The sequence below is a fragment of the Nesterenkonia pannonica genome (genome assembly GCF_019575955.1).
In the GTDB taxonomy this organism is placed as follows: domain Bacteria; phylum Actinomycetota; class Actinomycetes; order Actinomycetales; family Micrococcaceae; genus Nesterenkonia; species Nesterenkonia pannonica.
The window spans coordinates 2,162,855-2,188,217 of record NZ_CP080575.1; the positions used below are offsets into that span (position 1 = coordinate 2,162,855).

General features: G+C 66.1%; 35 protein-coding genes and 6 pseudogenes. 9 read left to right on the top strand and 32 right to left on the bottom strand.

Features of this window, described 5'->3' with window-relative positions; genetic code table 11:
* The 14 genes from K0H76_RS15440 to K0H76_RS15505 form a co-directional block, all read right to left on the bottom strand.
* The gene (locus K0H76_RS15440; protein ID WP_258933548.1) at nucleotides 1-603 is read right to left on the bottom strand and encodes a TetR family transcriptional regulator; all 603 of its coding nucleotides are present in this window, start codon (nucleotides 601-603) and stop codon (nucleotides 1-3) included.
* Nucleotides 604-620: 17 nt separating this feature from the next.
* Nucleotides 621-1,445 carry a hypothetical protein gene (locus K0H76_RS15445; protein ID WP_258933549.1) on the bottom strand — a complete coding sequence of 275 codons (825 nt, stop codon included), beginning with the start codon at nucleotides 1,443-1,445 and terminating at the stop codon, nucleotides 621-623.
* Nucleotides 1,418-1,804: a hypothetical protein gene (locus K0H76_RS15450; protein ID WP_258933550.1), complete on the bottom strand. Its 387-nt coding sequence runs from the start codon at nucleotides 1,802-1,804 to the stop codon at nucleotides 1,418-1,420. The genes K0H76_RS15445 and K0H76_RS15450 overlap by 28 nt, the downstream gene beginning before the upstream one ends.
* Nucleotides 1,783-2,250 (bottom strand): hypothetical protein, encoded by a 468-nt coding sequence (locus tag K0H76_RS15455; RefSeq protein WP_258933551.1) that lies wholly within the window; start codon nucleotides 2,248-2,250, stop codon nucleotides 1,783-1,785. The genes K0H76_RS15450 and K0H76_RS15455 overlap by 22 nt, the downstream gene beginning before the upstream one ends.
* Before the next feature lie 13 nt (nucleotides 2,251-2,263).
* Entirely contained in the window at nucleotides 2,264-2,533 is a 270-nt protein-coding gene (locus tag K0H76_RS15460) for a hypothetical protein (RefSeq protein ID WP_258935438.1), read from the bottom strand.
* Complete coding sequence (locus tag K0H76_RS15465) at nucleotides 2,451-2,960, bottom strand: ATP-binding cassette domain-containing protein (RefSeq protein ID WP_258933552.1); 510 nt, start codon at nucleotides 2,958-2,960, stop codon at nucleotides 2,451-2,453. The genes K0H76_RS15460 and K0H76_RS15465 overlap by 83 nt, the downstream gene beginning before the upstream one ends.
* On the bottom strand, nucleotides 2,953-3,591 hold the full coding sequence (locus tag K0H76_RS15470) for an ATP-binding cassette domain-containing protein (RefSeq protein ID WP_258933553.1): 639 nt from the start codon (nucleotides 3,589-3,591) through the stop codon (nucleotides 2,953-2,955). The genes K0H76_RS15465 and K0H76_RS15470 overlap by 8 nt, the downstream gene beginning before the upstream one ends.
* Nucleotides 3,592-3,854: 263 nt before the next feature.
* On the bottom strand, nucleotides 3,855-3,980 hold the full coding sequence (locus K0H76_RS15475) for a hypothetical protein (protein WP_258933554.1): 126 nt from the start codon (nucleotides 3,978-3,980) through the stop codon (nucleotides 3,855-3,857).
* A 42-nt stretch (nucleotides 3,981-4,022) separates the two neighbouring features.
* Complete coding sequence (locus K0H76_RS15480; protein WP_258933555.1) at nucleotides 4,023-4,715, bottom strand: hypothetical protein; 693 nt, start codon at nucleotides 4,713-4,715, stop codon at nucleotides 4,023-4,025.
* A gap of 59 nt (nucleotides 4,716-4,774) precedes the next feature.
* Nucleotides 4,775-4,903: a hypothetical protein gene (locus K0H76_RS15485; protein WP_258933556.1), complete on the bottom strand. Its 129-nt coding sequence runs from the start codon at nucleotides 4,901-4,903 to the stop codon at nucleotides 4,775-4,777.
* Entirely contained in the window at nucleotides 4,900-5,418 is a 519-nt protein-coding gene (locus K0H76_RS15490; RefSeq protein WP_258933557.1) for a branched-chain amino acid ABC transporter permease, read from the bottom strand. The genes K0H76_RS15485 and K0H76_RS15490 overlap by 4 nt, the downstream gene beginning before the upstream one ends.
* Entirely contained in the window at nucleotides 5,358-5,780 is a 423-nt protein-coding gene (locus K0H76_RS15495; RefSeq protein WP_258933558.1) for a hypothetical protein, read from the bottom strand. The genes K0H76_RS15490 and K0H76_RS15495 overlap by 61 nt, the downstream gene beginning before the upstream one ends.
* An 8-nt stretch (nucleotides 5,781-5,788) precedes the next feature.
* A complete protein-coding gene (locus K0H76_RS15500; RefSeq protein ID WP_258933559.1) occupies nucleotides 5,789-6,499 on the bottom strand; it encodes an ABC transporter substrate-binding protein in 711 nt (236 codons plus the stop codon).
* The gene (locus K0H76_RS15505; protein ID WP_258933560.1) at nucleotides 6,496-7,104 is read right to left on the bottom strand and encodes a transporter substrate-binding protein; all 609 of its coding nucleotides are present in this window, start codon (nucleotides 7,102-7,104) and stop codon (nucleotides 6,496-6,498) included. Before K0H76_RS15505 ends, K0H76_RS15500 begins: the two co-directional genes overlap by 4 nt.
* 299 nt (nucleotides 7,105-7,403) lie before the next feature.
* Between K0H76_RS15505 and K0H76_RS15510 the strand changes: the two genes are divergently transcribed.
* The 8 genes and pseudogenes from K0H76_RS15510 (at nucleotide 7,404) to K0H76_RS15545 (ending at nucleotide 11,880) form a co-directional block, all read left to right on the top strand.
* Nucleotides 7,404-7,673, top strand: a complete 270-nt coding sequence (locus tag K0H76_RS15510) for an urease subunit gamma (RefSeq protein WP_258933561.1) — start codon at nucleotides 7,404-7,406, stop codon at nucleotides 7,671-7,673.
* A gap of 22 nt (nucleotides 7,674-7,695) precedes the next feature.
* Nucleotides 7,696-8,049 carry an urease subunit beta gene (gene ureB / locus K0H76_RS15515; RefSeq protein WP_258933562.1) on the top strand — a complete coding sequence of 118 codons (354 nt, stop codon included), beginning with the start codon at nucleotides 7,696-7,698 and terminating at the stop codon, nucleotides 8,047-8,049.
* A pseudogene (locus K0H76_RS15520) lies at nucleotides 8,049-9,702 on the top strand (urease subunit alpha). Before ureB ends, K0H76_RS15520 begins: the two are co-directional and overlap by 1 nt.
* A gap of 41 nt (nucleotides 9,703-9,743) precedes the next feature.
* Nucleotides 9,744-10,148, top strand: a complete 405-nt coding sequence (locus K0H76_RS15525) for a hypothetical protein (protein ID WP_258933563.1) — start codon at nucleotides 9,744-9,746, stop codon at nucleotides 10,146-10,148.
* Complete coding sequence (locus tag K0H76_RS15530; protein ID WP_258933564.1) at nucleotides 10,148-10,432, top strand: hypothetical protein; 285 nt, start codon at nucleotides 10,148-10,150, stop codon at nucleotides 10,430-10,432. The genes K0H76_RS15525 and K0H76_RS15530 overlap by 1 nt, the downstream gene beginning before the upstream one ends.
* Nucleotides 10,425-11,166, top strand: a pseudogene (ureG, locus tag K0H76_RS15535) (urease accessory protein UreG). Before K0H76_RS15530 ends, ureG begins: the two are co-directional and overlap by 8 nt.
* Nucleotides 11,167-11,429: 263 nt before the next feature.
* On the top strand, nucleotides 11,430-11,636 hold the full coding sequence (locus K0H76_RS15540) for an urease accessory protein UreD (protein ID WP_258933565.1): 207 nt from the start codon (nucleotides 11,430-11,432) through the stop codon (nucleotides 11,634-11,636).
* Complete coding sequence (locus tag K0H76_RS15545; protein ID WP_258933566.1) at nucleotides 11,623-11,880, top strand: hypothetical protein; 258 nt, start codon at nucleotides 11,623-11,625, stop codon at nucleotides 11,878-11,880. The genes K0H76_RS15540 and K0H76_RS15545 overlap by 14 nt, the downstream gene beginning before the upstream one ends.
* Nucleotides 11,881-11,888: 8 nt before the next feature.
* Here K0H76_RS15545 and K0H76_RS15550 read toward each other — a convergent pair.
* The 12 genes and pseudogenes from K0H76_RS15550 to K0H76_RS15605 all read right to left on the bottom strand — a co-directional run bounded on the left by K0H76_RS15550 (nucleotide 11,889) and on the right by K0H76_RS15605 (nucleotide 18,474).
* A pseudogene (locus K0H76_RS15550) lies at nucleotides 11,889-13,438 on the bottom strand (PTS ascorbate transporter subunit IIC).
* A 10-nt stretch (nucleotides 13,439-13,448) separates the two neighbouring features.
* Nucleotides 13,449-14,229 (bottom strand): annotated as a pseudogene (locus tag K0H76_RS15555) (PTS sugar transporter subunit IIA).
* Between the two features lie 64 nt (nucleotides 14,230-14,293).
* Entirely contained in the window at nucleotides 14,294-14,848 is a 555-nt protein-coding gene (locus tag K0H76_RS15560; protein WP_258935439.1) for a hypothetical protein, read from the bottom strand.
* A gap of 20 nt (nucleotides 14,849-14,868) precedes the next feature.
* A complete protein-coding gene (locus K0H76_RS15565) occupies nucleotides 14,869-15,126 on the bottom strand; it encodes a hypothetical protein (protein WP_258935440.1) in 258 nt (85 codons plus the stop codon).
* A 2-nt stretch (nucleotides 15,127-15,128) separates the two neighbouring features.
* Nucleotides 15,129-15,353: a hypothetical protein gene (locus K0H76_RS15570; RefSeq protein WP_258933567.1), complete on the bottom strand. Its 225-nt coding sequence runs from the start codon at nucleotides 15,351-15,353 to the stop codon at nucleotides 15,129-15,131.
* A gap of 37 nt (nucleotides 15,354-15,390) precedes the next feature.
* Nucleotides 15,391-15,480: a hypothetical protein gene (locus K0H76_RS15575; RefSeq protein ID WP_258935441.1), complete on the bottom strand. Its 90-nt coding sequence runs from the start codon at nucleotides 15,478-15,480 to the stop codon at nucleotides 15,391-15,393.
* The gene (locus K0H76_RS15580) at nucleotides 15,459-15,653 is read right to left on the bottom strand and encodes a hypothetical protein (RefSeq protein WP_258935505.1); all 195 of its coding nucleotides are present in this window, start codon (nucleotides 15,651-15,653) and stop codon (nucleotides 15,459-15,461) included. The genes K0H76_RS15575 and K0H76_RS15580 overlap by 22 nt, the downstream gene beginning before the upstream one ends.
* Nucleotides 15,650-16,435: a glycerate kinase gene (locus K0H76_RS15585; protein ID WP_258935442.1), complete on the bottom strand. Its 786-nt coding sequence runs from the start codon at nucleotides 16,433-16,435 to the stop codon at nucleotides 15,650-15,652. Before K0H76_RS15585 ends, K0H76_RS15580 begins: the two co-directional genes overlap by 4 nt.
* Nucleotides 16,372-16,779 (bottom strand): annotated as a pseudogene (locus K0H76_RS15590) (glycerate kinase); the annotation flags it as partial. The pseudogene K0H76_RS15590 and the gene K0H76_RS15585, both read right to left, overlap by 64 nt.
* 188 nt (nucleotides 16,780-16,967) lie before the next feature.
* Complete coding sequence (locus K0H76_RS15595) at nucleotides 16,968-17,156, bottom strand: helix-turn-helix domain-containing protein (RefSeq protein WP_258933568.1); 189 nt, start codon at nucleotides 17,154-17,156, stop codon at nucleotides 16,968-16,970.
* Entirely contained in the window at nucleotides 17,144-18,070 is a 927-nt protein-coding gene (locus K0H76_RS15600) for a hypothetical protein (protein WP_258933569.1), read from the bottom strand. Before K0H76_RS15600 ends, K0H76_RS15595 begins: the two co-directional genes overlap by 13 nt.
* Before the next feature lie 36 nt (nucleotides 18,071-18,106).
* Nucleotides 18,107-18,474, bottom strand: a pseudogene (locus K0H76_RS15605) (MerR family transcriptional regulator).
* A 278-nt stretch (nucleotides 18,475-18,752) separates the two neighbouring features.
* Between K0H76_RS15605 and K0H76_RS15610 the strand changes: the two are divergent.
* Nucleotides 18,753-20,252 (top strand): SulP family inorganic anion transporter, encoded by a 1,500-nt coding sequence (locus tag K0H76_RS15610; RefSeq protein WP_258935443.1) that lies wholly within the window; start codon nucleotides 18,753-18,755, stop codon nucleotides 20,250-20,252.
* A gap of 86 nt (nucleotides 20,253-20,338) precedes the next feature.
* Here K0H76_RS15610 and K0H76_RS15615 read toward each other — a convergent pair whose 3' ends face one another.
* The 6 genes from K0H76_RS15615 to K0H76_RS15640 all read right to left on the bottom strand — a co-directional run bounded on the left by K0H76_RS15615 (nucleotide 20,339) and on the right by K0H76_RS15640 (nucleotide 25,357).
* Complete coding sequence (locus K0H76_RS15615) at nucleotides 20,339-20,800, bottom strand: nucleoside 2-deoxyribosyltransferase (RefSeq protein WP_258935444.1); 462 nt, start codon at nucleotides 20,798-20,800, stop codon at nucleotides 20,339-20,341.
* A gap of 93 nt (nucleotides 20,801-20,893) precedes the next feature.
* A complete protein-coding gene (locus K0H76_RS15620; protein WP_258933570.1) occupies nucleotides 20,894-21,862 on the bottom strand; it encodes a nucleoside hydrolase in 969 nt (322 codons plus the stop codon).
* 46 nt (nucleotides 21,863-21,908) lie between these two features.
* Nucleotides 21,909-22,802 carry an amidohydrolase family protein gene (locus K0H76_RS15625; protein ID WP_258933571.1) on the bottom strand — a complete coding sequence of 298 codons (894 nt, stop codon included), beginning with the start codon at nucleotides 22,800-22,802 and terminating at the stop codon, nucleotides 21,909-21,911.
* Nucleotides 22,803-22,807: 5 nt separating this feature from the next.
* Complete coding sequence (locus K0H76_RS15630) at nucleotides 22,808-23,305, bottom strand: amidohydrolase family protein (RefSeq protein ID WP_258933572.1); 498 nt, start codon at nucleotides 23,303-23,305, stop codon at nucleotides 22,808-22,810.
* 74 nt (nucleotides 23,306-23,379) lie between these two features.
* Nucleotides 23,380-24,705 carry an ABC transporter permease subunit gene (locus tag K0H76_RS15635; protein WP_258933573.1) on the bottom strand — a complete coding sequence of 442 codons (1,326 nt, stop codon included), beginning with the start codon at nucleotides 24,703-24,705 and terminating at the stop codon, nucleotides 23,380-23,382.
* Between the two features lie 181 nt (nucleotides 24,706-24,886).
* A complete protein-coding gene (locus K0H76_RS15640; RefSeq protein ID WP_258933574.1) occupies nucleotides 24,887-25,357 on the bottom strand; it encodes an ATP-binding cassette domain-containing protein in 471 nt (156 codons plus the stop codon).
* Between the last annotated feature and the right edge of the window lie 6 nt (nucleotides 25,358-25,363).

Consider the following 25,363-nt stretch of genomic DNA (forward strand, 5'->3'; position numbering starts at 1 on the left):
TCAGCTCACGACGCCGTCGTATGCGGGGTGAGGCCAGGTCCCCTCGGGCACCGCGCGGAGGACCTGGTGGGCCGCCGCCCGAAAGTGGCGCATCGCAGCCTCCGCATCCAGGTCGAAGCCCACCCGTACGCGCACCCAGAACTGCGCGGAGGCGAAGTAGCACAGAGCCGATGCGGTGCGCCGGCGATCGCGCGGGTTCAGCCCCGGAGCAGACTCGTCGACGAGCGCCCCCACAGCGCCCGCGAAGAAGGAGTGCGACTGTCCTGCTGGGCTGGCGGTGTGGACCGGGGACAGGGAGGCGGAGCGGGCCAGGATGAATGCCTCGGCCGGATGTGCGTCGAAGGCGTCGAAGCGTGCCGCGACGGCCCCGTAGAGCCCCTCCCATGTGGTGAACGCCGAAGGAGCGAAGAGTCGCGATTCCACAGTCTGCGCCACACAGACCAGCAGGTGCGCGCGTGTGGGGAAGTGCCGGTAGACCGTGCGTTCGGAGACACCGACCTCGGCGCCGAGGGCCTTGTAGGTGATCTCGTCGAACTCTGTCCGGCCGAGCTGGGCTGCCGCGGCGGCGACGAGGGCTCCGGCGGTGTCAGCTGCGTCGCTCATCGCTCTCCGTCCGGGTCTCAGGGGCAGCACATGGTGTTCGGAGTAAGCATGAGGGTCAGTGCCAAGGAGGAGACGTACTGAGTCTCTCCCAGCGGTCCGCGCACCGCTGATGCCAACATGTCTGGGCGCTCAAAAGTGTATCCGGTCACATGGCAGCGCAGACGTTCGGCGGAGGGGTTTCCATCCTCGTCGTACATGGGCAGGTCCACGCCGTCACTGCGGCGACGCAGGTAGTACCGTCCTCGTGTGGCCGCGGCCGTCAGCGGCGTGAGCAGTGCTGCGGTGCCGATGGAGATGAGCACAGCGAAGGGCTGAACGACTGCTCCGAAGAGCCCGAAGAACGCCGCGAGCGACAGCACCGAGGCGGCGGTCACGGAGACCAGGCCCACCGGGTTCCAGTTGTGGAGCATGCCCCGTCGGAACTCGGGCCGCATCGGGGACAGCCTCAGCATGTACTTGTTGATCGCAATGTCCGCAGAGATGGTCACCAGCCACGCCATGACGAAATTGGCGTAGAGGCTGAGCACCCAGGCCATCAGGCCGAAGACGTCCATGAGCATCAGCCCCAGCGCAATGGAGAGGTTGAAGAGCACGAACACGGTGCGTCCGGGGTACCGCCGCGTCACCCGGGTGTAGGCATTGAGCCACGCCAAGGAGCCGGAGTACCCGTTGGTCACGTTGATCTTCACCTGGGCGATGACAATGAGCAGCAGCGCCAGGATCACGGCGAGCCAGTCCGGCATGAGCTGCTCGTACACGCCCAGGAACTGCACCACCGGCTCCGCCGCCCGGGAGCCGAGCGTGGGGTCGATCTTCACCAGCACGTAGACGGCGAGCAGCACGCCGAGGAGCTGCTTGGTCCCGAGAAGATCACCCAGCCCGGGCCTAACCAGCAGCATCGATGCCCACCAGACCTTCCGGTTGGCGCGCGTGCGCGGCGGCATGAATCTGATGTAGTCCAGCTGCTCGGCCAGCTGCGGCATGAGTGCGAAGCAGACCGCCGCGGAGGCGACGACGGCCCCGAGCTCCAGATCTCCGGAGTAGCGCCTTCGAAGGTGAGGAAGGCTTCGACGACCTCCGGCTCAGTCAGCACCACCCCCACCAGCGGCACCAGTGCCAGCACCAGCCACAGGGGTGTGGTCCAGAACTGGAGCCGTTCCAAGGCTCGCATGCCGTAGATCACGATCGGAATGACCACCACGGTGGAGAGCAGGTAGCCCAGCGGCAGCGGGACGCCCAGCCCGGCGTAGAGCCCTGAGCCATGATCGCCCCCTCGAGGGCGAAGAAGATGCAGGTGAAGCCGCCGAAGATGACCGTGGTGATGACGGAGCCGTGGTATCCGAAGCCGGAGCCGCGGGTGAGCAGATCCACGTCGAGGTTGAATCGCGCCGCGTAGTAGGCGATGGGCAGCCCGACGGTGAAGATGATGGCTGAGGCCAGGGCGATGCCGGCGACCGCGTTCAGCGTGCCGTGCTCCAGTCCCACGGTGGCGCCCATGGAGAAGTCGGCGAGGAACGCCATCGATCCCAGGGCTGCGCCCCCGACCGCGGGCGCTGACCAGCGGCGGAAGGTGCGCGGAACGTAGCGGAAGGCGTAGTCCTCGAGGCTGTCCTCCGCCGCTCGTCGTGCCCGCGAGGCGTCCGGCATGCTCTGAATCGTCTCAGATGGCCATGGCGTCGCGAACCTGGTCCTGGGCCGCGCTGCCTCCGTCACCGGTGCTGGTGATCCTCCCGGAAGCGAGGACGAAGTACTTCGACGCGCTGTTCAGGGCGAAGCCGACGTGCTGCGCGGCTAGGAGCACGGAGAGTCCGTCCTCGGCGGCGAGACCGGTGATCGTCCGCTCGATCTCAGTGACCACTGAGGGCTGGATTCCTTCGGTGGGCTCGTCGAGGATGAGCATGCTGGGCTCGGTGATGAGTGCGCGCGCGATGGCCAGCTGCTGACGCTGCCCCGGAGAGCAGCCCTGCCTTCTTGTCGATCACCTCGTTGAGGGCGGGGAACCGCTCGCGGGCGTGGTCGACGAGCTTTCGGCGCCGGGAGCGCGGCTTGCCGTCGGCGACGACCTGGAGGTTCTCCAGGGTGCTGAGCTGCTCGAACGACTGCTGCCCCTGCGGCACGTAGGCCATACCCATTTTGACCCTCTTGCTCGGGGCGGCCTGGGTGATGTCTTCGCCGTTGAACGTGATGGTGCCGATGGTGGGCCTGATGATGCCGACGACGGCGCGCAGCAGGGTGGTCTTGCCTGCACCGTTGTGTCCCAGGACGGCTGCGATGCCGTTGTCGGCGCTGGTGAGGCTGACGTCGTTGAGCACCTGGGTGCGCTCGTAGCCTGCGTGGACGCTGCTGAGCTCAAGCATGGGTGCCTCCTGGATTGGCTGCGGCGAGCGCTGGGGCCTGCGCCGCGTCGTCCTCGGACATGGATGCGGTGCCGAGGTAGACCTCTTGGACCTTGGGGTCGGCCTGGACCTCTTCCACGGAGCCTGCGGAGAGGACCTGGCCCTGGTGCAGCACGGTGACCCGGGAGGCGAAGCTGCGCATGAATTCCATGTCGTGCTCGACGACGACGACGGCCCGGTCCTTCTTCACCCGGTGCAGCAGTTCGCCGGTGGCGTTGCGCTCCTCCAGGCTCATGCCGGCGACGGGCTCGTCGAGCATCAGAACGCGGGCGTCCTGGACCAGGAGCATCCCGATCTCGAGCCACTGCTTCTGCCCGTGGGAGAGGATTCCGGCGGGCTGGTGCTGCAGGTCCTCCAGCTGGGTCTGCTCCATGGCGTCTGCGATGCGGCTGTCGATGCTGCGGCGCCGCCCGAGCAGCGACCAGGCGGACCGGTGCATTCCGGCGGCGATGTCGAGGTTCTGCAGGACGGTCAGCTGCTCGAAGACGCTGGCGGTCTGGAAGGTCCGTCCGACCCCGAGCCGGGCGATCTTCTGGACCGGCCTGCCGAGCACGTCGTCGGTGCCGAGCTTCACGCTGCCGGTGCCTCGCACCAGGCCGGTGATCGCATCGACGCAGGTGGTCTTGCTTAGCCCCGTTGGGGCCGATGAGGAAGTGGACCTCGCCGGGGTCTGCGCGGAAGCTTGCGCCGCCGACGGCGGTGAAGGCGCCGAAGGTCACGTTGAGGTCCTCGACGCTGAGTGTGGCGGGTGCTGTCATGCCTCTGCCTTCTTTCGGAAGTTGCTTCCTGCTCGTCTCCATCGGAAGTACCGGCCCACCGAGGCGATGCCGCCGGGGAGCAGCGCGATCACCAGGATCAGCAGCAGGCCTTGGAAGTAGGACCAGCCGGAGGGAAGTTCTCGGCCAGTGTGGTCTCGGCCCAGGCGACGGCGAACGCTCCCAGCACGGGGCCGAAGAGGGTGGCCCGGCCTCCGATGGCCACACCGATGACGAATGCGATGGAGGGGACGACTCCGATGCCTACTTACGAGATGATCCCGACGAGGGGGACGAACATCGCTCCGGCCACTGACGCCATCACCGCCGCCACCACAAACGTGATGGTCTTGATCATGGCGGGGTCGTAGCCGAGGAAGCGGACTCGCTCCTCCGCGTCGCGGGTGGCCACCAGCAGTTCGCCGAATCGGCTGCGCATCATCCAGTAGGCCACCAGCAGCATGACGATCAGCAGGTAGGCGGCGATCATGTAGATCATCTGTCGGTTGGCGGGGTCGTTGATGGCGAAGCCGAAGAACGACTGGAAGCCGGAGAGCCCGTTGGAGCCGTTGAGCGTGGCCTGCTGCCCCACCAGGAGGGTGACGAACGCGAACACCATGGCCTGGTTCAGGATGGCGAAGTACGCGCCCTTGACGCGTCGTTTGAACACCGAGAACCCCAGGGCGAAAGCCAGGGCGGTAAGCAGCAGCAGAATCAGCAGCACGGTGAGGATGGGCGAGTGGAACGGCTCCCAGAACCAGGGCAGGTCCACGCCGAAGGTGGACATGAACTGGGGCGTCTCCTCCCCGCGCAGGGCGGCGTCCTCGAGCTGCATGTGCATGGCCATGCAGTAGGCGCCGATCCCGAAGAACACGCCCTGGCCCAGGGTGAGCATTCCGCCTCGGCCCCATGCGAGGCCGATGCCGACGGCGACCATGGCGTAGCAGACGAAGCGGCCCATCTGCCTCAGCTCGAAGGGCGTCAGCAGTGCGGGAGCCAGGACGAGCAGGCCGAGGGCGATCAGGCCGATTCCGATGTAGGCGGTGCGCGGCCTGGGGACCCCGGGGCTGGGTAAGCCGCACTGATGGCGGCGAGCTTTCCCTTCGTGGGGGTGGAGGCGGCTTTGGGTGCTGCGGCGGTGGCTGTCATGCGAGGCTCCTTGTGCGGACGCTGAAGAGACCCTGCGGCCTGATCTGGAGGAAGGCGACGACGATGATCAGCACGAGGAACTTCGCAATGGACGCAGTCGTCGACAATTCGATGAACGCCTGCAGGATTCCGAGGCTGAAGGCGGCGATGACGGCACCCTTGATCTTGCCGATGCCTCCGGCGACCACCACCAGGAACGCGTCGACGATGTAGCTGGTGCCGATGGTGGGGCTGGTCGCGCCGATGAGGGTGATGGTCACTCCGGCGACTCCGGCGAGTCCGGAGCCGATGAAGAACGTGGTCCGGTCGGTCCGCCGCGTGGAGATGCCGGACGTTTCGGCGAGGCTGCGGTTGAGCACGGTGGCGCGGATGCGGCGGCCGAGGCTGGTGTAGGCCATCAGCGCGGAGAGTCCTGCGACCACAACGATGACCAGGCCCAGGATGAAGATGCGGGTCAGGGGCACGTTGGTCCCCAGAATCTGCACCGAGCCGGAGAGCCAGGCGGGGTTGGCCACCTCCACAGCGGGGCTCCGAAGATGTCCCGAGCCAGCTGCTGGAGGATCAGTCCGACGCCGAACGTGGCCAGCAGGGTATCCAGAGGGCGGTGGTACATGTGCCGGATGAGGATCTGCTCCAGCAGCACCCCGAAGATTCCTCCGACGAGGAATGCCGCCGGTATCGCGACGATGAGGCTGATGCCCGCGCCGAAGAGCCCCTGCATGACGAAGGCCACGTAGGCCCCGATCATGATGAACTCCCCGTGGGCCATGTTGATGACGCCCATCTGACCGAAGGTCAGTGCCAGGCCGATCGCTGCGAGAAGCAGGATCGACCCGACACTGATCCCGGCGACGAGCTGAGGAAGCAGCGCGTCCATGGAAGACGTCACTCGTCCTCGGTGTCGGCGTCGGCGTCTTCCTCAGCTTCCTCGGCGAACTCTGCGGCCTCTTCGTCGTCAGCCCACTCGTAGGTGTCGAGGAACGGGTCCGGGTCGGTGAGCTCGCCCTCCCAGACTGCGTCGATCAGGCCTTCGGAGTTGATGACGCCGATGCGGGGCGTCTTGGTGACGTGCTGGGTCTCCCCGTCGATGGTGACGGTGCCCTCAGGCGCGTCGAAGCTGGTCCCGTCGGCGACGTCACGGATCTCATCGACGTCGAACGAGTAAGCCTCCTCAGCCATCGCGGCCCAGAGGAAGAGGCTGTTGTAGGAGGACTGCATCACGTCCGAGGTGACCCGGTCGTCGCCGTAGGCGTCCTGGAACGCGGAGACGAACTCTTCGTTCTCGGGGTTGTCGAGGGTCTGGTAGTAGTTCCAGGAGGTGAGCTGCCCCTCGAGGTTGGAGGCCCCGATGCCGTCGACCTCCTCCTCGGCGATGGAGACTGACATGACGGGCATCTCCTCGGCGGAGAGTCCGAGGTCGTTGTACTGGTTGAAGAACGCGACGTTGGAGTCGCCGTTGAGCGTGTTGAACACAGCGTCGGCGTCCGATGAGGCCACCTGGTTGGCGATGGTGGTGAAGTCGGTGGAGCCCAGCGGGGTGTAGTCCTCGCCGAGGATCTCGACGTCGTTCTCATCGGCCCACTGCTGGATGATCATGTTGGCCGTGCGGGGAAGACGTAGTCGGAGCCGACCAGGTACATCGACTCGATCTCCTCCTCCTCCAAGAGGTACTCCAGAGCGGGGATGATCTGCTGGTTGGTGGTGGCGCCGGAGTAGAAGATGTTGTCCGACGCCTCGAGGCCCTCGTACTGGGTGGGGTAGAACAGCAGACCGTTGTTGCCCTCGAAGACGGGAAGCATGGCCTGACGGGAGGCAGAGGTCCAGCCGCCGAACACCGCTGCCACGCACTCCTGGTTCAGCAGGGCGTCGGACCGCTCCGAGAAGGTGGCTGGGTCGGACTGGCCGTCCTCTTCGACGATCTCGAGCTCGTAGCCGAGCACTCCTCCGTCCTCATTGATCTGGTCCGCGGCCAGGTGCAGCACGTCGTTGACGGTGGTCTCCGAGATCGCCATGGTGCCGGAGAGCGAGTTGATGAAGCCGATCTTGATGGTGTCGCCGTCGGTGTCGACGCAGGACTCTGCGGCGGCACCATTCTCTGCGTCATCCCCGGCGCGTGCACCGCAGGCCGACAGCAGCAGGGTTCCCGCTGCGCCGAGCGCGGCATATGCTTTGAGGCGGGAGTGACTTCTCTTTTCCCTCATGTTGCTCTCCGATCGTCAAGAATGCGAGTGGTGGCTGCTCAAGCTCCCTGAAGGCCGAATCCTTCAGCGGGCTGGCAACAGCCTGCGTCAGTGGCATTACTCTGACGTTGCTCGGCCATTTCCTGGATGTAAACGAATATCGCTGCTGAGAAGCCTGCTTCCCTTTCCAGAAAAGGGATCAAAGCCCGACGTGGGGATACGCGGAAAATTCCGTGAAACATTCCCGTGGCAGGATCCTGACAGCGATACGACACCGGAAGGACTCCTATGCACTTCACCCCGCCGAGCAGGAGAAGCTGATGCTCGCCACTGCCGCCATGGTGGCCCGGGACCGCTTCTCCCGCGGCGTGAAGCTCAACTACCCGGAGTGCGTGGCTCTGCTCTCCTCCTGGGTCATCGAGGGTGCCCGCGAGGGGCGCACCGTGGCCGCCCTGATGGAGGACAGGCGCACCGTGCTCACCCGGGATCAGGTCATGGAGGGTGTCCCGGAGGCCCTGACCGACATCCAGGTCGAGGCGACGTTCCCGGACGGACGCAAACTCGTGACGCTCCACCACCCCATCGACTGATCCGACGAGGAAGGCAGAGACAATGGCAGGCGCATCCTCAGCAGGACCCGGCGCAGTCCGGGTGAAGCCGGGCACGATCGAGCTCAACGCAGACCGGCGCGACGACGAGCGCATCACTTTGGTCTTCACCAACACCGGCGACCGACCCATCCAGATCGGCTCCCACCTGCATCTTCCGGCCGCCAACCCGGCCCTGGACTTCGACCGGGAGGCCGCCGAAGGCTTCCGCCTCGACGTGCCCATGCGCGCGTCCCAAAGGTTCGAGCCCGGGGCATCGCGGCAGCTCGACTGCGTCGCACTCCGAGGCCGCCGACACGTCGCAGGCCTGCAGATCCGACGAGACTCCGACAGCACCTCGAACGGGGAGGAATCCTGATGGTCAGCATCGACCGCAACGCCTACGCAGTCATGTTCAGGCCCACCATGCGCGATCAGATCAGGCTCGGCGACACCGACCTGTGGATCGAGGTGGAGAAGGACCTCACCGTGGGCGGCGAGGAGGCCGTCTTCGGCGGCGGCAAATCCATCCGCGAATCGATGGCCCAAGGAACGGCCTCCCGGGCAGAGGGCGCCCTGGACACGGTGATCACCAACGCGATCATCCTCGACTGGTGGGGAATCGTGAAGGCCGACATCGGCATCCGTGACGGGCGGATCGCGGGGATCGGCAAAGCGGGCAACCCGGACATCGCCGACGGCGTGGACCCGCACCTGATCATCGGACCGGGCACCGATGTGATCGCCGGGGAGGAAGATCGTCACCATGCGCGCCATTGACTCCCACGTCCACCTGCTCTCCCAGTCCCAGCTCCACGAGGCCCTGGCCACCGGCATCACCACGGTGGTGGGCGGCGGCACCGGGCCCTCAGAGGGCTCGAAGGCGACCACGGTGACTCCCGGGCCGTGGCATCTGGAGAAGATGCACCGCGCCCTGGACTCCATCCCCGTCAACGTCCTCCTGCTCGGCAAGGGCAATACGGTCTCGACCGCCGGTCTCGCGGAGCAGGCCCTCGGCGGGGCTGCCGGATTCAAAGTCCACGAGGACTGGGGCTCCACCCCGCCGCCGTGGACGCCGCGCTGACCGCCGCGGAGAAGTGGGGGCTGCAGGTCGCCCTGCACTCGGACTCGCTGAATGAGTAGGCTACGTGGACTCCACCATCCGCGCCATCGACGGCCGCTCCATCCACGCCTTCCACATCGAGGGAGTAAGCGGCGGGCACGCCCCGGATATTCTGACGCTGGCCTCGCTGCCGCACATCATTCCCGGTTCGACGAACCCCACCCTTCCGCACACCACCAACACGGTCGCGGAGCACCTGGACATGCTGATGGTCTGCCACCACCTCTCCCCAACGTGCCGGAGGATCTCGCATTCGCCGAGTCGCGCATCCGCGGGACCACCATCGCGGCCGAGGACATCCTCCACGACATGGGGCCCTGTCGATCACCTCCTCCGACGCTCAGGCGATGGGCCGCATCGGTGAGGTGGTCACCCGCACGTGGCAGGTGGCGCACACCATGAAGCACCGTCTGGGAGGCCTGCACGGCGGACTGCTTACCGACAATGAGCGGGCCCGCCGCTATGTGGCCAAGTACACGGTGAATCCGGCGGTTGCCCACGGCATCTCCTACGACCTCGGGTCGGTGGAGATGGGCAAGCTCGCTGACCTGAATGTGTGGGACCCCGCTTCTTCGGAATCCGACCCTCCAGTGTGATCAAGGGCGGGGCGATCGCGTGGGCCTCCCTCGGGGACCCCAACGCCTCCATCCCCACCCCGCAGCCCATCCTGCAGCGGTGGCATTCGCCGATCTGAACGCGGGAGACTTCTCCGTCACCTACGTCTCCCCTGCCGCTCTGGAGGACGGCATCGAGGAGTCGCTGGGACTGCGAAGGACGGTCCGCGCGGTGGAGCCCACCCGCGACATCGGCAAGGCGGACATGAAGAACAACGATGCGCTGCCTCGCATTGAGGTGAAGCCGGACACCTTCGAGATCTCGATCGACGGGGAGCAGGTGGAGCAGCAGTAAGCGGAGAAGCTGCCGCTGGCCCAGTTCTACTGCATGTTCTGATGCCCACCGCCGCCCAATCCCCTGCCGCGCAGACGGTGGGGCTGCTTCTCGCCGACTCACGCCTGCCCTCCGGCGGCCATGTCTCCTCCTCCGGGCTGGAGCCTGCTCTGATGGGCGGGCTGGCCCGAGCGCAGGTAGGCGACTTTCTGCTTGTGCGTGCGCGCACCGCAGCCCTGACGGACGCTGCGTGCGCCGTGATGGTCCGCCACGCCCTGACGCATCAGCCTGATCCGTCCGCAGCCCTGCTGCGGACGGATCGCGCCTGGGCTGCGCGGACGCCCAGCGGCGCGGCGCGGCAGATCGCCGCCGAACTGGGGCGGGGCCTGGTGCGTCTGGCCACATCCCTCTGGCCCGATGCGCCACCTTCCAGCCGCTGGGCAGGCGGCCCTCCTGTCCTGCAGTGATGGGCGCCATCGGAGCCCATGCCGCCATCGGGGCGGAGGAGCTGGTTCGTCTGGTGATCTACGACGACGCCGCAGCCGCTGCGGCCGCTCTGCTGAAGCTTGACCCCGGCGATCCCGCCGAGGCCATGAGCCTGGTCCTTGACGCCTGCGCCTCCGTGGAGGAGCAGGTCCCTGGAATCGCTGCTCTCACTGACCCCGCGGACATGCCCGCTGCGTCCGCGCCCCAGATGGAACACTGGATCGAGAATCATGCCCGCACCACAAGGAGGCTCTTCCGTGCCTGAGAACACTGCTGCCACCCCGTCCGCCCCGAAGGACCGCGCCCTGAGGCTGGGCATCAGCCTACCCTGTGGGGACGGGCAAGTCCTCGCTGATCGCCTCCGTCTGCCGCGCTCTGGGCGAGGAGCTGCGACTGGGCGTCATCACCAATGACATCTACACCGACGAGGATGCTCGATTCCTCCGCTCAGCGGGCGTCCTGGATCCGGAGCGGATCCGCCCCGTCGAGACAGGCGCCTGCCCCCACACCGCCATCCGCGACGATGTGACGGTGAACCTGATGGCTGCTGAGGACATCGAACGGGACTTCGCGCCGCTTGATGTCGTGCTCATCGAGTCCGGCGGAGACAACCTCACCGCCACCTTCTCCCCTGCCCTGGTGGATGCCCAGATCTTTGTGCTGGATGTGGTAGGCGGGGGCGACGTCGCCCGCAAGGGAGGTCCCGGCATCGGCCGCGCTGACCTGCTGGTGGTCAACAAGACGGACCTCGCTCCCTATGTGGGCGTGGATGTGGAGCAGATGGTCGCTGACGCCGGCGAGGCTCGCGAGGGCCGCGCAGTGCTCGCGCTCTCGAAGCAGGATGAGGACTCGGTGGCCGCCCTGCGCCGCTGGGTGCTGACGGTGCTCGCTGCGCACCGCGCCGGGGAGCACATTCCCCAGGACCCGGGCCCCATGGCACCGCATTTCCACGCCGATGAGGAGCATCCCGAAGGCGGGCATGTCCACAGCCACGCCTGATACTCGCATCCGGGTCCAGCGGGACGCGTCCCGGGCGCGGGCGCAGCTGGTGGTCGGGAAGCTGGCGCCGCGGCTGATCTCCAGAACCCCGACCGGGTCCACGTGGGGATCACCGCGGCGGAGATGATCCTGCTTGATGCCGACCGCGTGCATCTGGATGTGGAGGTCGGCCCCGGCTGCACGCTGCACCTGGAGGACATCGGCGGGATGGTCGCCTACCCGCGCCGTCGCCCGCAGGAGCCCGGCCCCCGGCGGAGTGGCACGTGTCGCTGCGCCTGGCGGAGGACGCCAGACTGGTGTGGGAGGGCCTTCCGTTCGTCATCGCGGAGTCCGCGGATGTGCAGCGGACCACCTCCGTGCAGATGGCTGCGGGCGCTCGGGCGCTGATCCGGGAGACGCTGGTGTGGGGCCGGTCCGGTGAGACGGGCGGACAGCTGCGCAGCACCACCCACGCCTATGACGACGCTTAGCGACATCCTTTTCGAGGATCTCGCGGCTGATGCTGCTGCACCCGACCCGGGGATGCTCGGCGAGCACCGGGTGATGGACTCACTCATCGCTCTGGGCTTCGACCCGGAACCCGCACCGGGTGACCTGGTCCTCGCGGAGACGGGTGCCGTCGCCCGCCACCTGGGCGCCGACACCCACTCCTCCCCGCTCAGCGGGCGACTGGCTGTGTGGCGAAGGGATATGACAAGCTCACCCAGCAGCTGAGAGGTGGGCTACTGCGGGGGCGGAGGCGGAGCAGGAGCTCCCTTGGGCGGCGTGATCTTCGAATAGGACGCAGCCGTGTTAGTGGCGCGACCCCATCGGCTGGGGCCTCGCTGTCGCCCCCACCGGCCCAGGACCGGTGAGGCGACGGGTCCCAGCCCACGTTGACCACCTTCACCTGCACGAGGATGGCAGCGCCGAGGATCAGCAGACCGAGCGCAGCGACGACGATGAGCCCGCCCAGGGATCCGATCCCGGCTCCGTAGCCGACCAGGATGCCGAACCACCCGAAGTCTGTGTCCCCGAACGTCGTGTTCGCTGTTCCGAAGTCTCCCAAGACCAGCAGAAGCACCGCGGGCAGGAAGGTGATCAGCAGGCCGTTCACGAAGCCGCTTACCAGGGCCCGATGCGTCCGCCCGTCGCGTTTCCGTAGACGCCCGCCGCGCCGCCGGTGAAGAAGTGTGGAACCAGGCCCGGGAGGATCAGCGCCAGGCCCAGGGCGGGGTTCAGCCACAGCGAGAGCACAGCCAGGCCGATCAGCCCTCCGACGAAGCTGGAGACGAAGCCGATGAGCACCGCGTTCTGGGCGTAGGGGAAGACGATCGGTGCGTCCAGAGTAAGCGTCGCACCGGGCACGATTTTGGCTGCGATGCCTTGGAAGGCCGGAACGATCTCGCCGAGGATCGTTCGGACGCCGAAGAGGATCACTGCGACGGCGATGCCGAACTGCAGACCCTGCGTCAATGACTGCATGATGAAGTTGCCGGGGTTCTCCGCCCCGCCTTCGAAGGCTTCGTACGCGGCCTCGCCCTCGCGTGCGAAGAAGATGAGCGCGACGATCACGTACATCAGCACCATCGACAGGGCGGTCGCGACCATGGAGTCGCGGAGGAAGCGCAGCCCCTCCGGAAGCTTGAGGTCTTCGGTGGATCGGCTGCGCCTGCCGCCGGTCACCCTCCCACTGCACCGGCCGCTATGTAGTAAGCCGTGCCGAAGTGCCCCATGGCGATGGTGTTGTCCCCGGTGATGCGCCGCGTCCAGGGCTGTGAGAATGCTTAAGCAGCGACACCATCAGGATCGCCAGGAGGGCGCCGCCGACCCCCACAGTGACAAGGTCCGAGTATCCGGCGGTCGCGAGAACGATGGTCAGCAGGGTCGCCATGAAGAGGATGTGGTGGCCGGTGAGGAAGACGTAGCCGAGCGGGGTGAAGCGGGCCAGCACCAGGCTCAGCGCGAACCCGAGGATCATGAGCCAGGCAACCTGTGCTCCGAACTGCTCCTGCGCGATTCCGACGATCGCCTCGTTGGTGGGGATGACACCTTGGGCGCCGGTGGCTCCCTGGATCATGAACCCGAGCGGGTCCAGGGAGGCGACGACCAGGCCCGCACCGGCACCGATGAGCAGGAAGCCGAGGGTCGCCTTCACCGCCCCTCCGATGACCTGCCCGCTGGAGCGTTTCAGGGCGATGAGTCCGACAGCGACGATGATTCCGATGAGGAATGCGGGCACGGAGAGGATCTCGTTGACGAGGAACTCTGCGAAGACGATCAGCCAGTCCATGGTGCCTTCCCTAAACGTCGTAGATGTCGCGCAGAGCGCCGTCGAGCTCGGCGGTGCTGGTGAAGTTTCCGATCACGCGCACGGGAACTCCGACGTCCCCGAGCGTCTTGGCGATCTCACCGGAGGTCAGGATGGCAGCAGCTTCCTTCGCGCGGCCCCGAGCCGAGATGGTGTCGGTAGCTTCGACCGTGACGTGCTTGCCCCAGCCCCACGTCGAGAGCACCCCTTCGAGAGTGTTCTTCAGGAAGAGAGGTGCCCAGACCGTTGCCGCACACCGTGAGGATGAGGTGCTGATCCACGCTCCGGCTCCCCGCTGCGTAAGCGGCGCCGGAGGGCGCCTCGTCGCCGCTGAGAACGGCCTTCAGCTGAGCGGGCGTCTGCGCCGATTGGAGCCGGGCCATCGCCGACTCGTCTGCGAGCACGCCTGCCAGCTCCGCCATGGCGCTGGTGTGCGAGGAGTCATCCACGGCCGCAAGCCCCACCACAAGGCTCACGGGGTCGTTCTCCGCGTGGCCGAATTCGACCGGTTCGGACAGTCGGACCCAAGAAAGCCCAGTCCGCCGCACGGACTCAATAGGGCGTGCGTGGGCCAGGGCGAAGCCGGGTGTGAGAACAATGTAGGGGCCGTGCTCCTCAGCGGAGTCGATCATCGCGCGGGTGTAGTCCTCCCCTGCAACTCCGCTCCTGTCCAGAAGCGCTCCGGCCTGCCGAATGGCGTCCCGCCAGTCAGCTGCTGACGCGTCCAGCAGAATGGCCTCGTCCGCGAGCATGTCCGCCAGCGCTGAACTCATCCCAAACTCCTCACTGAGCGGGTCGACCAACCGAAGTGTCAGTCCCTACATGATCTCACTCCATTTACAGCATGACCAGGCTGAGCAGCCAGACGGTGGCGAATGCTGTGATTCCCTGGATGGCCGTGGCCGTGGTGAGCGTCTTGTAGGCGGTGCCCACAGGAATGCGGCTGAGCTGGGAGACCACCCAGAAGAACGAGTCGTTGGCGTGGGAGACCATCATAGAGCCCGAGCCCACAGCCAGGACCGAGAGCACTGCTCCTTCTGTGGAGTCCAGTCCGAGCGAGCCCATCAGGGGTGCGACCAGTGCGGAGCCGGTGACGATCGCGACCGTCGAGGAGCCCTGCGCGGACTTCAGCGCCGCCGCGATGAGGAACGGCACCAGAAGGCCGAGTCCGAGTTCTGCGATGTTGTCCGCGAGGAAGTCGGTGAGCGGCGAAGCGTTGAGCACCGCACCGAAGGCCGCACCGGCACCGGTGATCAGCAGGATGGGTGCCGCCACCCGGATCGCCTCGGTGATGTCCTCGTTGAACCGCTTCAGCCGGTCCCGTCCTGAGACGAGGAAGACGGCTGCGATCAGGCCGAGAATGAGGGCGATGACCGGTGTGCCGAGGAAGATCAGGGCCTCCGTCAGAGTGCTTAAGCGCCGAAGGGCTCTCCGGGCAGCTGCGCCACAGACCCCAGGCAGATGAGCACCAGCGGCAGACCGATGGGCAGGAAGGCGAGCGCCGGGTGCGGGAGCTTGCCGTAGGAGGCGCGCAGAGCGTCGTAGTTCTGGACCTCGATGTCGTCCTCGCGCTCGGCGGGCAGGGCGGCGAACTCCTTGTGGGACAGGCGTGAGGCGAACAGCAGGGCGGCCATTGCGGCGACCAGGGAGACCAGCAGTCCAAGCGGGATGATCAGGCCGAGCTCGCTGGTGACGCCCAGCTCTTCGGCGGCGGCCAGCGGGCCGGGGTGGGCGGCACCAGGTTGTGGGTGGCGAAGAGGCCCGTCATCAATGCGGTGGAGGTCGCCAGCGCGGAGATGCTTACCCGAGCGGTGATCGCCTTCCGCAGGGAGTTCAGGATCACGTAGCCGGAGTCGCAGAACACCGGAATGGAGACGATGTAGCCGATGAGCGTCATCGTCAGGTTGGGAACCGCTGGCCGATCAGTTTGATGATCACGTCCGCCATGGCGATGGCGGCCCCGGAGCGTTCAGGATCACACCGATCATGGTGCCGAAGATGATCACCAGACCAATGTTGCCCAGAGTGCTCCCGAAGGCCTCCGTGACGGTGGAGACGCTCTCCTCCAGGGGATCCGGTACAGGAATGTCCCCAGAAGGGCCGCACCCAGCAGGGCGAGGAACGGACTGACCTTCCAACGGGCGGTGACCAGCACGATGGCGGCCACCAGGGCGATGAGGATGAGCAGATCGATCATGGCGCAGAACTCCTTTGTTCCGTGTTCTTCTGTGGGTGTGAGGTAGGCTGGGCGCTGAGGAAGACCCTGAGGACCTGTTCGGCCGTGCTGCTGATGCGGCTGGTCGCTTCCGCGCAGAGCTCATCCAGCGACTCTGGGCGGGCCGCGATGGAAAAGGCTGCGGTCAGACCTGCTGCCGCACACTGCGAGGAGTCGAGGTCCACCGCGCCGACGAGCGCTATCACCGGGATCTGCTCAGGCGTGAGGCGCCGCACGGTCCCCACCACCTTGCCGTTCAGCGACTGTGAGTCCAGGCGCCCTTCCCCGGTGAGGACGAGATCGGCCTCCTCGAGGACGCGATGGGCGCCCAAGGACTCCGCAACGAGCTCTCCGCCGGGCACGATCTCGGCATCGAAGAGGCTGACGAGCGGTGCTGGTATCCCGCCGGCTGCCCCCATGCCAGGCTCGTCCCGCACATCGTGGCCTGCCTCGGCGGCGAGTATGTCGGCGAATGTGGTGAGGGCGGCCTCAAGGGCTTCGATGTCTTGCGGGGACGCGCCCTTCTGCGGGCCGAAGACGGCGGCAGCACCCTCTGGTCCCAGCAGCGGGTTGGTGACGTCGCAGGCGATGCGCCACCGGACCTTCGACGCACGCGGGTGCAGGCTCTGCGTCTCGATGCGCGCCAGGTCTTGGAGGGCTCCCCGCCCGGTCCGATCTCCTGGTAAGCGGTGTTCAGCAGCCGCGCACCGAGGGCCTGCAGGATGCCCGCCCCACCGTCTGTGCTCGCGGAGCCGCCGATGCACAGGAGGATCTCCTCACATCCGGCGTCGAGCGCGGCGGCGATGACAGTGCCGACCCCATAGCTGGTGGCCTCTTGGGGCTGCAGGGGCATGTCGCTCACGGTGGGCAGTCCGTTGGCCTCGGCGGCTTCGATCAGCCCGGTCAGCTTGCCGCGGACCTCCGAGACGGCGAACCGTGCCTGCGCGGGACGGCCCAGGGCGTCGGTGGTTGCGACCTGCTGCGGCTCCACCGCCCATGCGCTGCAGATGGCGTCCAGGGTGCCCTCACCACCGTCGGCGAAGGGCAGAATGCTGAGCTCGACGCTCCGCTCGTTGGCTTCGGCGGCGCGGTCCGCGCCTTCGCCCATGGCCCGAGCCGCTTCAGCGGCGGTGGCGCTGCCTTTGAAGGAGTCCGGGATGACTGCGATGCGCAGCGGCGAAGACGACGGCATTGTCGATGGCATGCATCACAGAGTAGGGGACCACCTGTGACTCGCGACACGTCAGAATGAACATAATCACTCGCGAATACCCCGCCTATATATGTGCATCAGGGTCAAACGGATGCGGGAGCGGACTCAGCGGCCATCAGGGCCAGGCGCAGCAGCGTCGCCTCATCCGCCCGCTTGAGGTCCAGGCCGGTCACGGTGCGGATCCGGGCGATGCGCTGAAGCAGTGTATTTCGGTGAATATAGAGCTGACGTCCTGCCTCGGCCAGAGACCCGGCGCTCGTCACAGCGCGCACTGTCTCTCGGTGCGGGACGGAGAGCCGTCCGCCGATTTCTGCGAACCGCCCCTCGTGGTCTGAGGAAGGTGTGCGACGGCGATCGCCAGCTCTGCTGGGACATGCTCGGTCTGGTCAGGCTTGGGCAGCAGGCCCGCCGTCCGGCCCAGGGCGGCCATGTCCTGTCCCCAGGATCGCAGGGTCGACAGATCCGGGATGCCGCTGACGGTCAGCCTGCGAGCGTCGCTGCCCGCCAGGTCCTCGTCGAACGCGCCTCGGGCCGCGACGGCCCACAGCAGGCCGCGCCACGACGGCCCGGGCGGGCCGGGGACGCGAGGTGCGGTGCCGTCATTGATCGCCATCACGAGCTGCTCCGCCTTCTCGGGCGGCTGCGCGGAACCGTCCTGCCGGGGATGGGCGGACGCCCAGACGCCTAGGCACCAGGGCCCCGTCCCGATCTCTGCGGCGGCGAGCAGCTCCTGAGCCTTGGCGAGCGACTGCCCGTCGGAGACCAGGGCGGCGATGATCTCCCAGGCGCGGCTGCGGGCTGCCATGGAGCTGCGGTGCTCGCGCTCCTGCTCGATCAGCAGTTCGACAGTGAGCACGACGACCTGGGCCACCGGCTCCACCTCGCTCGGGTCGCCGGTGATGCCGATGACGCCGCTGAGCCCGCCGTCGATGGTCAGCGGCAGATTGATCCCAGGCTTGTCAGGGATTCCCTCCACCGGCTGGCTTACCGTGACAGCCCGCCCGGTCCGCAGGACTTCGACGGCAGCCCGGTGCTCAGCGCCGATCCGTTCGGGATCTGTGGAGGCGACGATGATGCCCGAAGAGTTCATCAGGTTGATGTGCTGGTGCACGGTAAGCGCGAGCACATCAACAATGCGCTGACCCAGCCCGCCGGAGGCGCCCCGTGGCTCACTGCGTCCCACCATGAGTTCATGGTCCGATCCTAGATCGGTAGGCCGCAGCTACGAGGCTCGGCTCTGTGCCTCGGATTGGAGCCGTTCGATGAACTCGTCAGCCATCGACAACGTCCGCGCCAGTTTGTCCCGTCTGCTGCGGGCGTCGGCGATGAACTCCTCGAGGCTGCGCCGTTGGTCCTCCGTGGACCCCCATCCTCAGCGTCGATGAGGTGGAGAAGCTCACGCATCTCCTCTAAGGAGAACCCCAGGGGCTTCATGCGGCGAATCAGCAGAATGCGCTCCACGTCATCGTGGGTGTAGAGCCGGAAACCTCCTGCAGTCCGACCGTTGGGACGCACGAGGCCAACCTCGTCGTAATGCCGCAGTGTCCGCAATGAGAGCTCTGTCATTTCGGCGACAGTGCCGATGTGCATGGTGTCCCCGACCCCGTTCGACGCACCAGAGGCATCCGTCGTATCAGTGGCAGCGCCGTCATGAGTCATGCAGTACATTCTGCCCACATTTGAGTCGGGACTCTAACTTCACGTTAAGGTAGGGTTTCCCCGTTCGCCCTGAGAGGCTCTTGACGCCAGTCCTCAGACCTTAGAGTTCCGGCGGCCCCTCACTCGACACTGGCAAAAGCGCCAAACTTCCGAAGGAGACATCTGTGTCCTCTGCCCCCGTGCCCGACCCCGCCGCCGAGCCTCAGGAAGTGACCGGCGCGCCGGAGGTGGACCGCTCGCAGTCGATCTGGGCGGCGCTGAAATCACCGAAGCGCCTGCGCATCGAAGTTCTTGCCGGGCTCGTCGTCGCTCTGGCACTGATCCCGGAGGCTATCGCGTTCTCCATCATTGCTTGCGTCGACCCTCGCGTGGGCCTCTTCGCCTCCTTCACCATGGCAGTCTCCATCGCGTTCCTGGGCGGGCGGCCCGCCATGATCTCGGCGGCGACGGGAGCGATTGCTCTGGTGATCGCACCGGTGGCACGGGAATACGGCATGGACTACCTCATCGCGACGGTGATCCTCGCCGGGGTGCTTCAGATCCTCTTGGCGGTGATCGGCGTGGCCAAGCTCATGCGGTTCATCCCGCGCTCGGTGATGGTCGGGTTTGTGAACGCGCTGGCCATTCTCATCTTCACTTCTCAGATTCCGCACCTGACGAACGTGCCGTGGCCTGTATACGTGCTGGCCATTGCCGGACTGCTGATCATCTTCCTGCTCCCGAAGCTGACCACCGCGGTCCCCGCGCCTCTAGTCGCCATCGTCGTGCTGACGATCATCACGGTGGCTGCAGCTATTGCGGTGCCCACGGTGGGCGACGAGGGCGAGCTGCCGGATTCGCTGCCGGAGCTGTTCATTCCGAACGTCCCGCTCACCATGGAGACGCTGCAGATCATCTTCCCGTTCGCGCTGACGATGGCCCTGGTCGGCATCCTCGAGTCGCTGCTGACGGCGAAGCTGGTCGACGACGTCACCGATACGCACTCCAACAAGACCCGCGAGTCCTGGGGCCAGGGCGCCTCCAACATGATCACCGGCTTCTTCGGGGGCATGGGAGGCTGCGCGATGATCGGCCAGACCATGATCAACGTGAAGGCCTCCGGCGCACGGACCCGGCTCTCCACGTTCCTGGTAAGCGTGTTCCTGCTGATCCTGGTCGTCACCCTCGGCGACATCGTGGCCATCATCCCCATGGCCGCCCTGGTCGCTGTGATGATCTTCGTCTCATGGGCCACGTTCGACTGGCACAGCATTCACCCCACCACCCTGCGCCGCATGCCGCTCGCGGAGACCACAGTGATGGCCTCGACGGTGGTGGTCACGGTGTGGACGCATAACCTGGCCTACGGCGTCGGTGTCGGCGTGCTCGTGGCGATGGTGCTGTTCGCCCAGCGGGTTGCCCACTTCACCCGGGTGGTGCGGCTGGACAAGAGCGACGACGACAACCAGCGCGTGTACCGGGTGGAGGGTGAGCTGTTCTTCGCCTCGTCGAATGACCTGGTGTACCAGTTCGACTACACCGGCGACCCGACGGAGATCGTCATCGACATGTCAGGAGCCCACGTGTGGGACGCCTCCACGGTGGCCACTCTGGACGCGGTCCGCATGAAGTACGAGTCCAAGGGCAAGAACGTCACCATCGTCGGCATGGACAGCCAGAGCGCCGCACGCCACGACCGGCTCAGCGGAAACCTGGGCGAAGGGCACTGACCAGGCGCAGTTAGGGTGCCGCTTCTGAGCATCGCCCTACTCCAGCAGCTGCTTCGCCAGCAGACGAACGGCTTCGGTATAGGCCACTAGGTCCCGTGCAGGATCGCCGGGGCAGGTCCGTGCCACGACCATGACACCCCGCGCAGTGCGAGCCCGCCCTCCAGCATGAGGTTGTCACTCATCTCGTGATCCTCGATCATCACGCCCTTTGAGTCCCAGAGCTTCCCAGCGTCACGCCTCACGGTTGCCGCTCCCTCTCCCTGCTCGACTACCCGTTCCCTATACACCCGAGGGTCGTTGCTGTAAGCCGCCACATGCTTGCCCATACCTGCGGCACAGCCCAGCTCATAGACCGTTCCTACGTCGGCGCTCGCCCCGCGGAACGGCGTCAGATTCGCTAGACAGACATCGGCAGCGGCGACAAGCTCCTCATTGCGCCGACTGATCTCGAGGGCATGCGCTCGGGGCGGCAGATCTCCTGCCGGACCGAGATCCGCGGGAGGAGGCACGGGTGCAAAGCCGTGCTCGGTGAGCACCTGCCGCTTCATATCGAGCACGGACGCGCCGTCGGGTAAGAAGACTTCCGGACCTGCCAGATACACGCTGAGCGTCATGAGATCACCATCAACTGAGAGAGCGGACTACGAATCACGGTAAGGACTTGAGCGCCTGGACAAGGCGATAGCTGAAATCGACGTGGGTCTCCAGCACGACGGAGGTGGTCTGCCCCTCGCGGTGCACGGGGCCTTTGTAGAAGCCCCGGAGGTCTGCCACCGTCTGTCCTCGCGCAGGGCCAGGCGCCAGCTGCACTTCAACGGTGGTCGTTGCTTCCGCGGTGACGAGCTGCGGCTCCAACGCAAGAGCGGCAGCCAGCGGGTCGTGCAGGGCACACTGCCGTCCAGGAAACACCTCTGCATAGAAGTCCAGGTAGTGCTCGGAGGCCTGGCCCACGGCTTGCGCGAACAGGCTGGTCGCACCAGTGAGTTCCTCTTGCTGCTCCCCGTCAGCCGCTGCTGCATGGTCGCATCCAGGGGCACCAGCCGCACTCGCGCTCCAGAGCGCAGCACCCGATCTGCGGCCTCCGGATCGTGCCAGATGTTCGCTTCTGCAGCCGGGGTGGCGTTGCCGGGGTGACCTACGGCTCCGCCCATGATGACGATCTCTGCCAAAAGCTCAGCGATCTCTGGGTCCAGACTCAGTGCGATGGCGAGATTGGTCAGCGGACCCACCGCAATGATGACCAGTTCACCGGGGTTCTCCCTGGCCATCCTCACGAGGTATGACGGCGCCGTCTCTCCCTCCCCTGAGCACGACCGCGGCGTCGGCGGCTCGACTCCTCCGATACCGTTCTGCCCGTGGACCCGGTGACCGGACCCCTGGAACACACCGTCCAGGGACGTGGCCGCACCGGCGTGCACGGGGATATCGCTGCGTCCGGCCAGCTCCAGCAGGGCGCGCGTGTTTGTGGTCGCCTGAGGAACGTCGACGTTGCCGAAGACAGTGGTCACGCCGACGAAGGACTGAGGAGCTTCGGCCAGCAGATAGCCGATGGCCATGGCGTCGTCGACGCCCGTGTCACAGTCAAGGATGTAGAGCCGGTCGTCGTTCATGGAGATCTCCTTCGTTGGGGCTCGGATCACGCGCAGTCTCTGCAGCTCAGGCGATGGCGACGGCGAGCTCCTGCTGACGCCCCTGCGCTTTGGCGCGGATCTCTTCCGTATCCATGGTGGTGACCTGCCCATCGTCGACGACGATCTGCCCGTCCACCAGAACCGTCTTCACGTCGCGGCCCGAAGCGCATTCGAACAGGAACGCCTCGGCCGAAGAGTACCCGGCAGCATCCGGACCGTCAGTGCCGACCAGCACGACGTCAGCTCGCTTGTCCGCTTCCAGCACGCCGGTATACCGGTCCGTGGCCATGGCGCGGGCTCCTCCGGTGACGGCCATCCGAAGAGGCTCCTCCAGTCCCACCCCGTTGCGATTGTGCACAGGGGTGCCCTCAATATATTGCTGGCCCACGCGCGCCAGCATCGCAATGCGGAACATATCGAGGGTGCCGGCACTGGCCACACCGTCCGTCCCGAGACCGATCGGAACGCCCCGGCGCCACATCTTCAATGCCGGAGCGGCGCCTATGGCGTAGTTTCCTTTGGAGCAGTGGGCGGCAGAGACTTGGTGCTGGGCGTAGAGGTCGACGTCTTCGACGCTGGCCAGAACGGAGTGCGCACCATGGAGCGTATGGTCGAACACTCCTAGCTCCAGGAGGTGCTCGACGGGCCGACGTCCAAAATTCTCCAGCGCGTAGTCGATTTCGTAGGTTCCCTCCACGAGGTGAGTGTGGACTTTGACTCCCCGCGCCTGTGCGGCGTGATGAATATTAGTGACGAGCTCAGGTGTGCAGGTGACGATCTGACGCAGAGACATGCATGCGGTCACGCGGTTCCCACCGGTGGGGTCTTGGGGCCAGGCGTCGACCAGGTCGATATTGCGCTGCAGCGCTTCGTCTGTGCTCATCCGCATGGATTCCGGAATGCGCGCTCCGCCGTCCATCGTGTTCAGCGAGACGGCCCCCGTATGCCGGTGTCCACGGCCGCTCTCGCCATCGATTCAGGGTGAGGGCCACCCGCTTCGAAGAACGAGGTGGTTCCGGTGGCGAGCATAGACGTGTAGGCGAGCTGCCCCGAGAGTTCGACGTCCTCGGGCGTCAACGCAGCTTCAAACGGCACCAGGTACTCGCGCCATGTGGGGACCCGCAGCGCTCTGGTGCGACCGAGGGTGGAGAGCAGCCCACGCATGAGGGTCTGCGCGGTGTGTATGTGTGCATCAGTCAGGCCCGGAATGGCGACCTGTCCAGCAGCGAAGACGCGACGGGCGGGCGCATAGGCCGCTGTCAGTACGCTCGTCGGCCCCACCTCCAGGATCCGTCCCTCGTGAATAGCGATGGCACCGTCGGCGATCACGGTCCCATGGTGGTCGAATGTCACGACGTGGGCGTTCTGGATCAGCGTGTCGATGTTTCGTGGCATCACGATGCCGTCATGTTCAGCTGTCATAGGGAACTCTCCTCTTTGAAGAAGGTCTTAGGCTTCGGTGCCTAGTCGGCGGGTGATCGCGCGGTCGGTGATGCCTAAGAGGCCGTGCACCACGAGCGCGAACACCGCGAGCAGGACACCTCCGGTCCAGAGCATGTAGTAGTCCGCCTGCGTCGAGGCCAGCGTGAGGAGATAGCCCAACCCCTGGCCAGTTGCGAGCCATTCGGCCAAGGTTGCCCCAGCAATGGCGCCCGGAATGGCCACACGTGCGGCGGCCAGCATTGACGGCACCGCATACATGAGTCGTACATAGCGGACTGCTTGCCGGGACGTGCCACCGGAGGCACGCACCAGATCGGTGGCCCCTTCGGGGTGGAGCGCAGGCCCTGCATGACAGTCACCAGAGTGGGGAAGAACGTCACCAGGGTCACTACGATCGTGACGCCAAGCATGCCTCGGCCGAAGAGCAGCACGATCAGCGGCGTCAGGGCGGCAAGCGGCACTGAACGCAGAACGACTGCCATAGGCATAAAGACCCGGGCGAGTGTGGGGAACGCATCCAGGATGACCGCCGCTGCCACCGCAACGAGCGACCCCACCACGAAGCCGACTCCCGCATCGACTGCGGTCTGGCCCAGGGCTTCTGAGAACTCCGCCCAGAACGTCCCCGCGCTGGTTCCGTGGATGGGGTGTCCCTGCGTGATGTAGGTGAGGACATCCATAGGCCCTTTGGTGAAGAAGGGATCGAAGTCGAAGACCGTGCGCAGGGACTGCCAGCCTCCGAGCAGAATGCCGATGGTCGCGGCCGAAGCCGTGGCGGAGGCGAGTCTGGAGTGCTTCTTGGCATCCGCGCCGGCGACTGACACGCCTACAGACGCTTCGCTGGCGGCCCACGGAACGAACAGTTTCGCCGCCACGGTCACGAGCCCGTATCCCGCAGCCGCCACGAGTCCGACCACAGCGGCGATGGCCCAGGTGCGGTCGACAAGCAGGCCCTGCTGGGCGTTGACCAGCAATGAGCCGAGTCCCTCGTGAGCGCCGAAGAACTCAGCGATGAGCGCTCCCAAGATCGCCGCCGGGACAGCAATCTGCAGGGCCGAGATGAAGCTGGGCACGGCGGCGGCCAGGCGCGCATACCGCAGTGCAGCCCAACTGCCTCCGCCTGAGGCCCGGATAAGATCCAGTGCCCGCTCGTCGGCCTGTCGGAGGCCGAAGAGGATGCCGACCAGTGCGGGAAAATAGACTTGCAGGGCCGTGATGACGATGCGTCCGGTCTCGTTGTCAAGGGCGACTACCAGTATGGGGGCGATCGCCACTGTGGGAACAACGTTCACGAAGACGCCGATGCGGAGCACCACAGCTTCTGCTGGTCGGATCATCAGACCCAGCGCCGCCAGCGGAATGACGACGCCGACGCCCACCAGCAGACCCCAGAACGCAGTCGTCAGCGTGGGAACAGAGTGCCGCCACAGGAGCTCAACGTCCTGGAATATCTGGTCAGCGAGGCGCCAGGGTAAGGCACCAAGCCCGTATGCTGCAGCGCTGCCGCGACAACCAGCCACAGGCCGATCACACTGATTGTCGCCGCTGCCCAGGGTGCCCTCATGGATCCGTGCTCCCTCTTCTGCTCGCGAAGAGCTCCTCCGAAAGCTCTGTGTGGTAGCGATGGAAGTCCTTGCTGTGCTGAACCTCCGGCTGACGGGGCCGCTTCAGCTCCACGGTGATCTCCCGAACGATACGTCCGGGACGAGCCGCCATGACGATCACCTGATCGCTGAGGAAGACTGCCTCCTCGAGGTTGTGGGTGACCAGAAGCGTAGTAGTGGGGCGTTCCGTCCAGATTCGCTGCAGCTCAATATTCATGTGTTGACGAGTCATGTCATCGAGGGCCCCGAAAGGCTCGTCCAGCAGCAGCACATCGGGTTCGAGCACCAGGGATCTGGCAATTGCGACTCGCTGACGCATTCCTCCGGAAAGCTGAGAGGGCCGGGCCTTCTCGAAACCGCTCAGCCCGGTCAGTGCGATGAGATCGGCGATGGCCTTCCTGTCCACCTTGTGCCCTGCGACCTGCATCGGCAG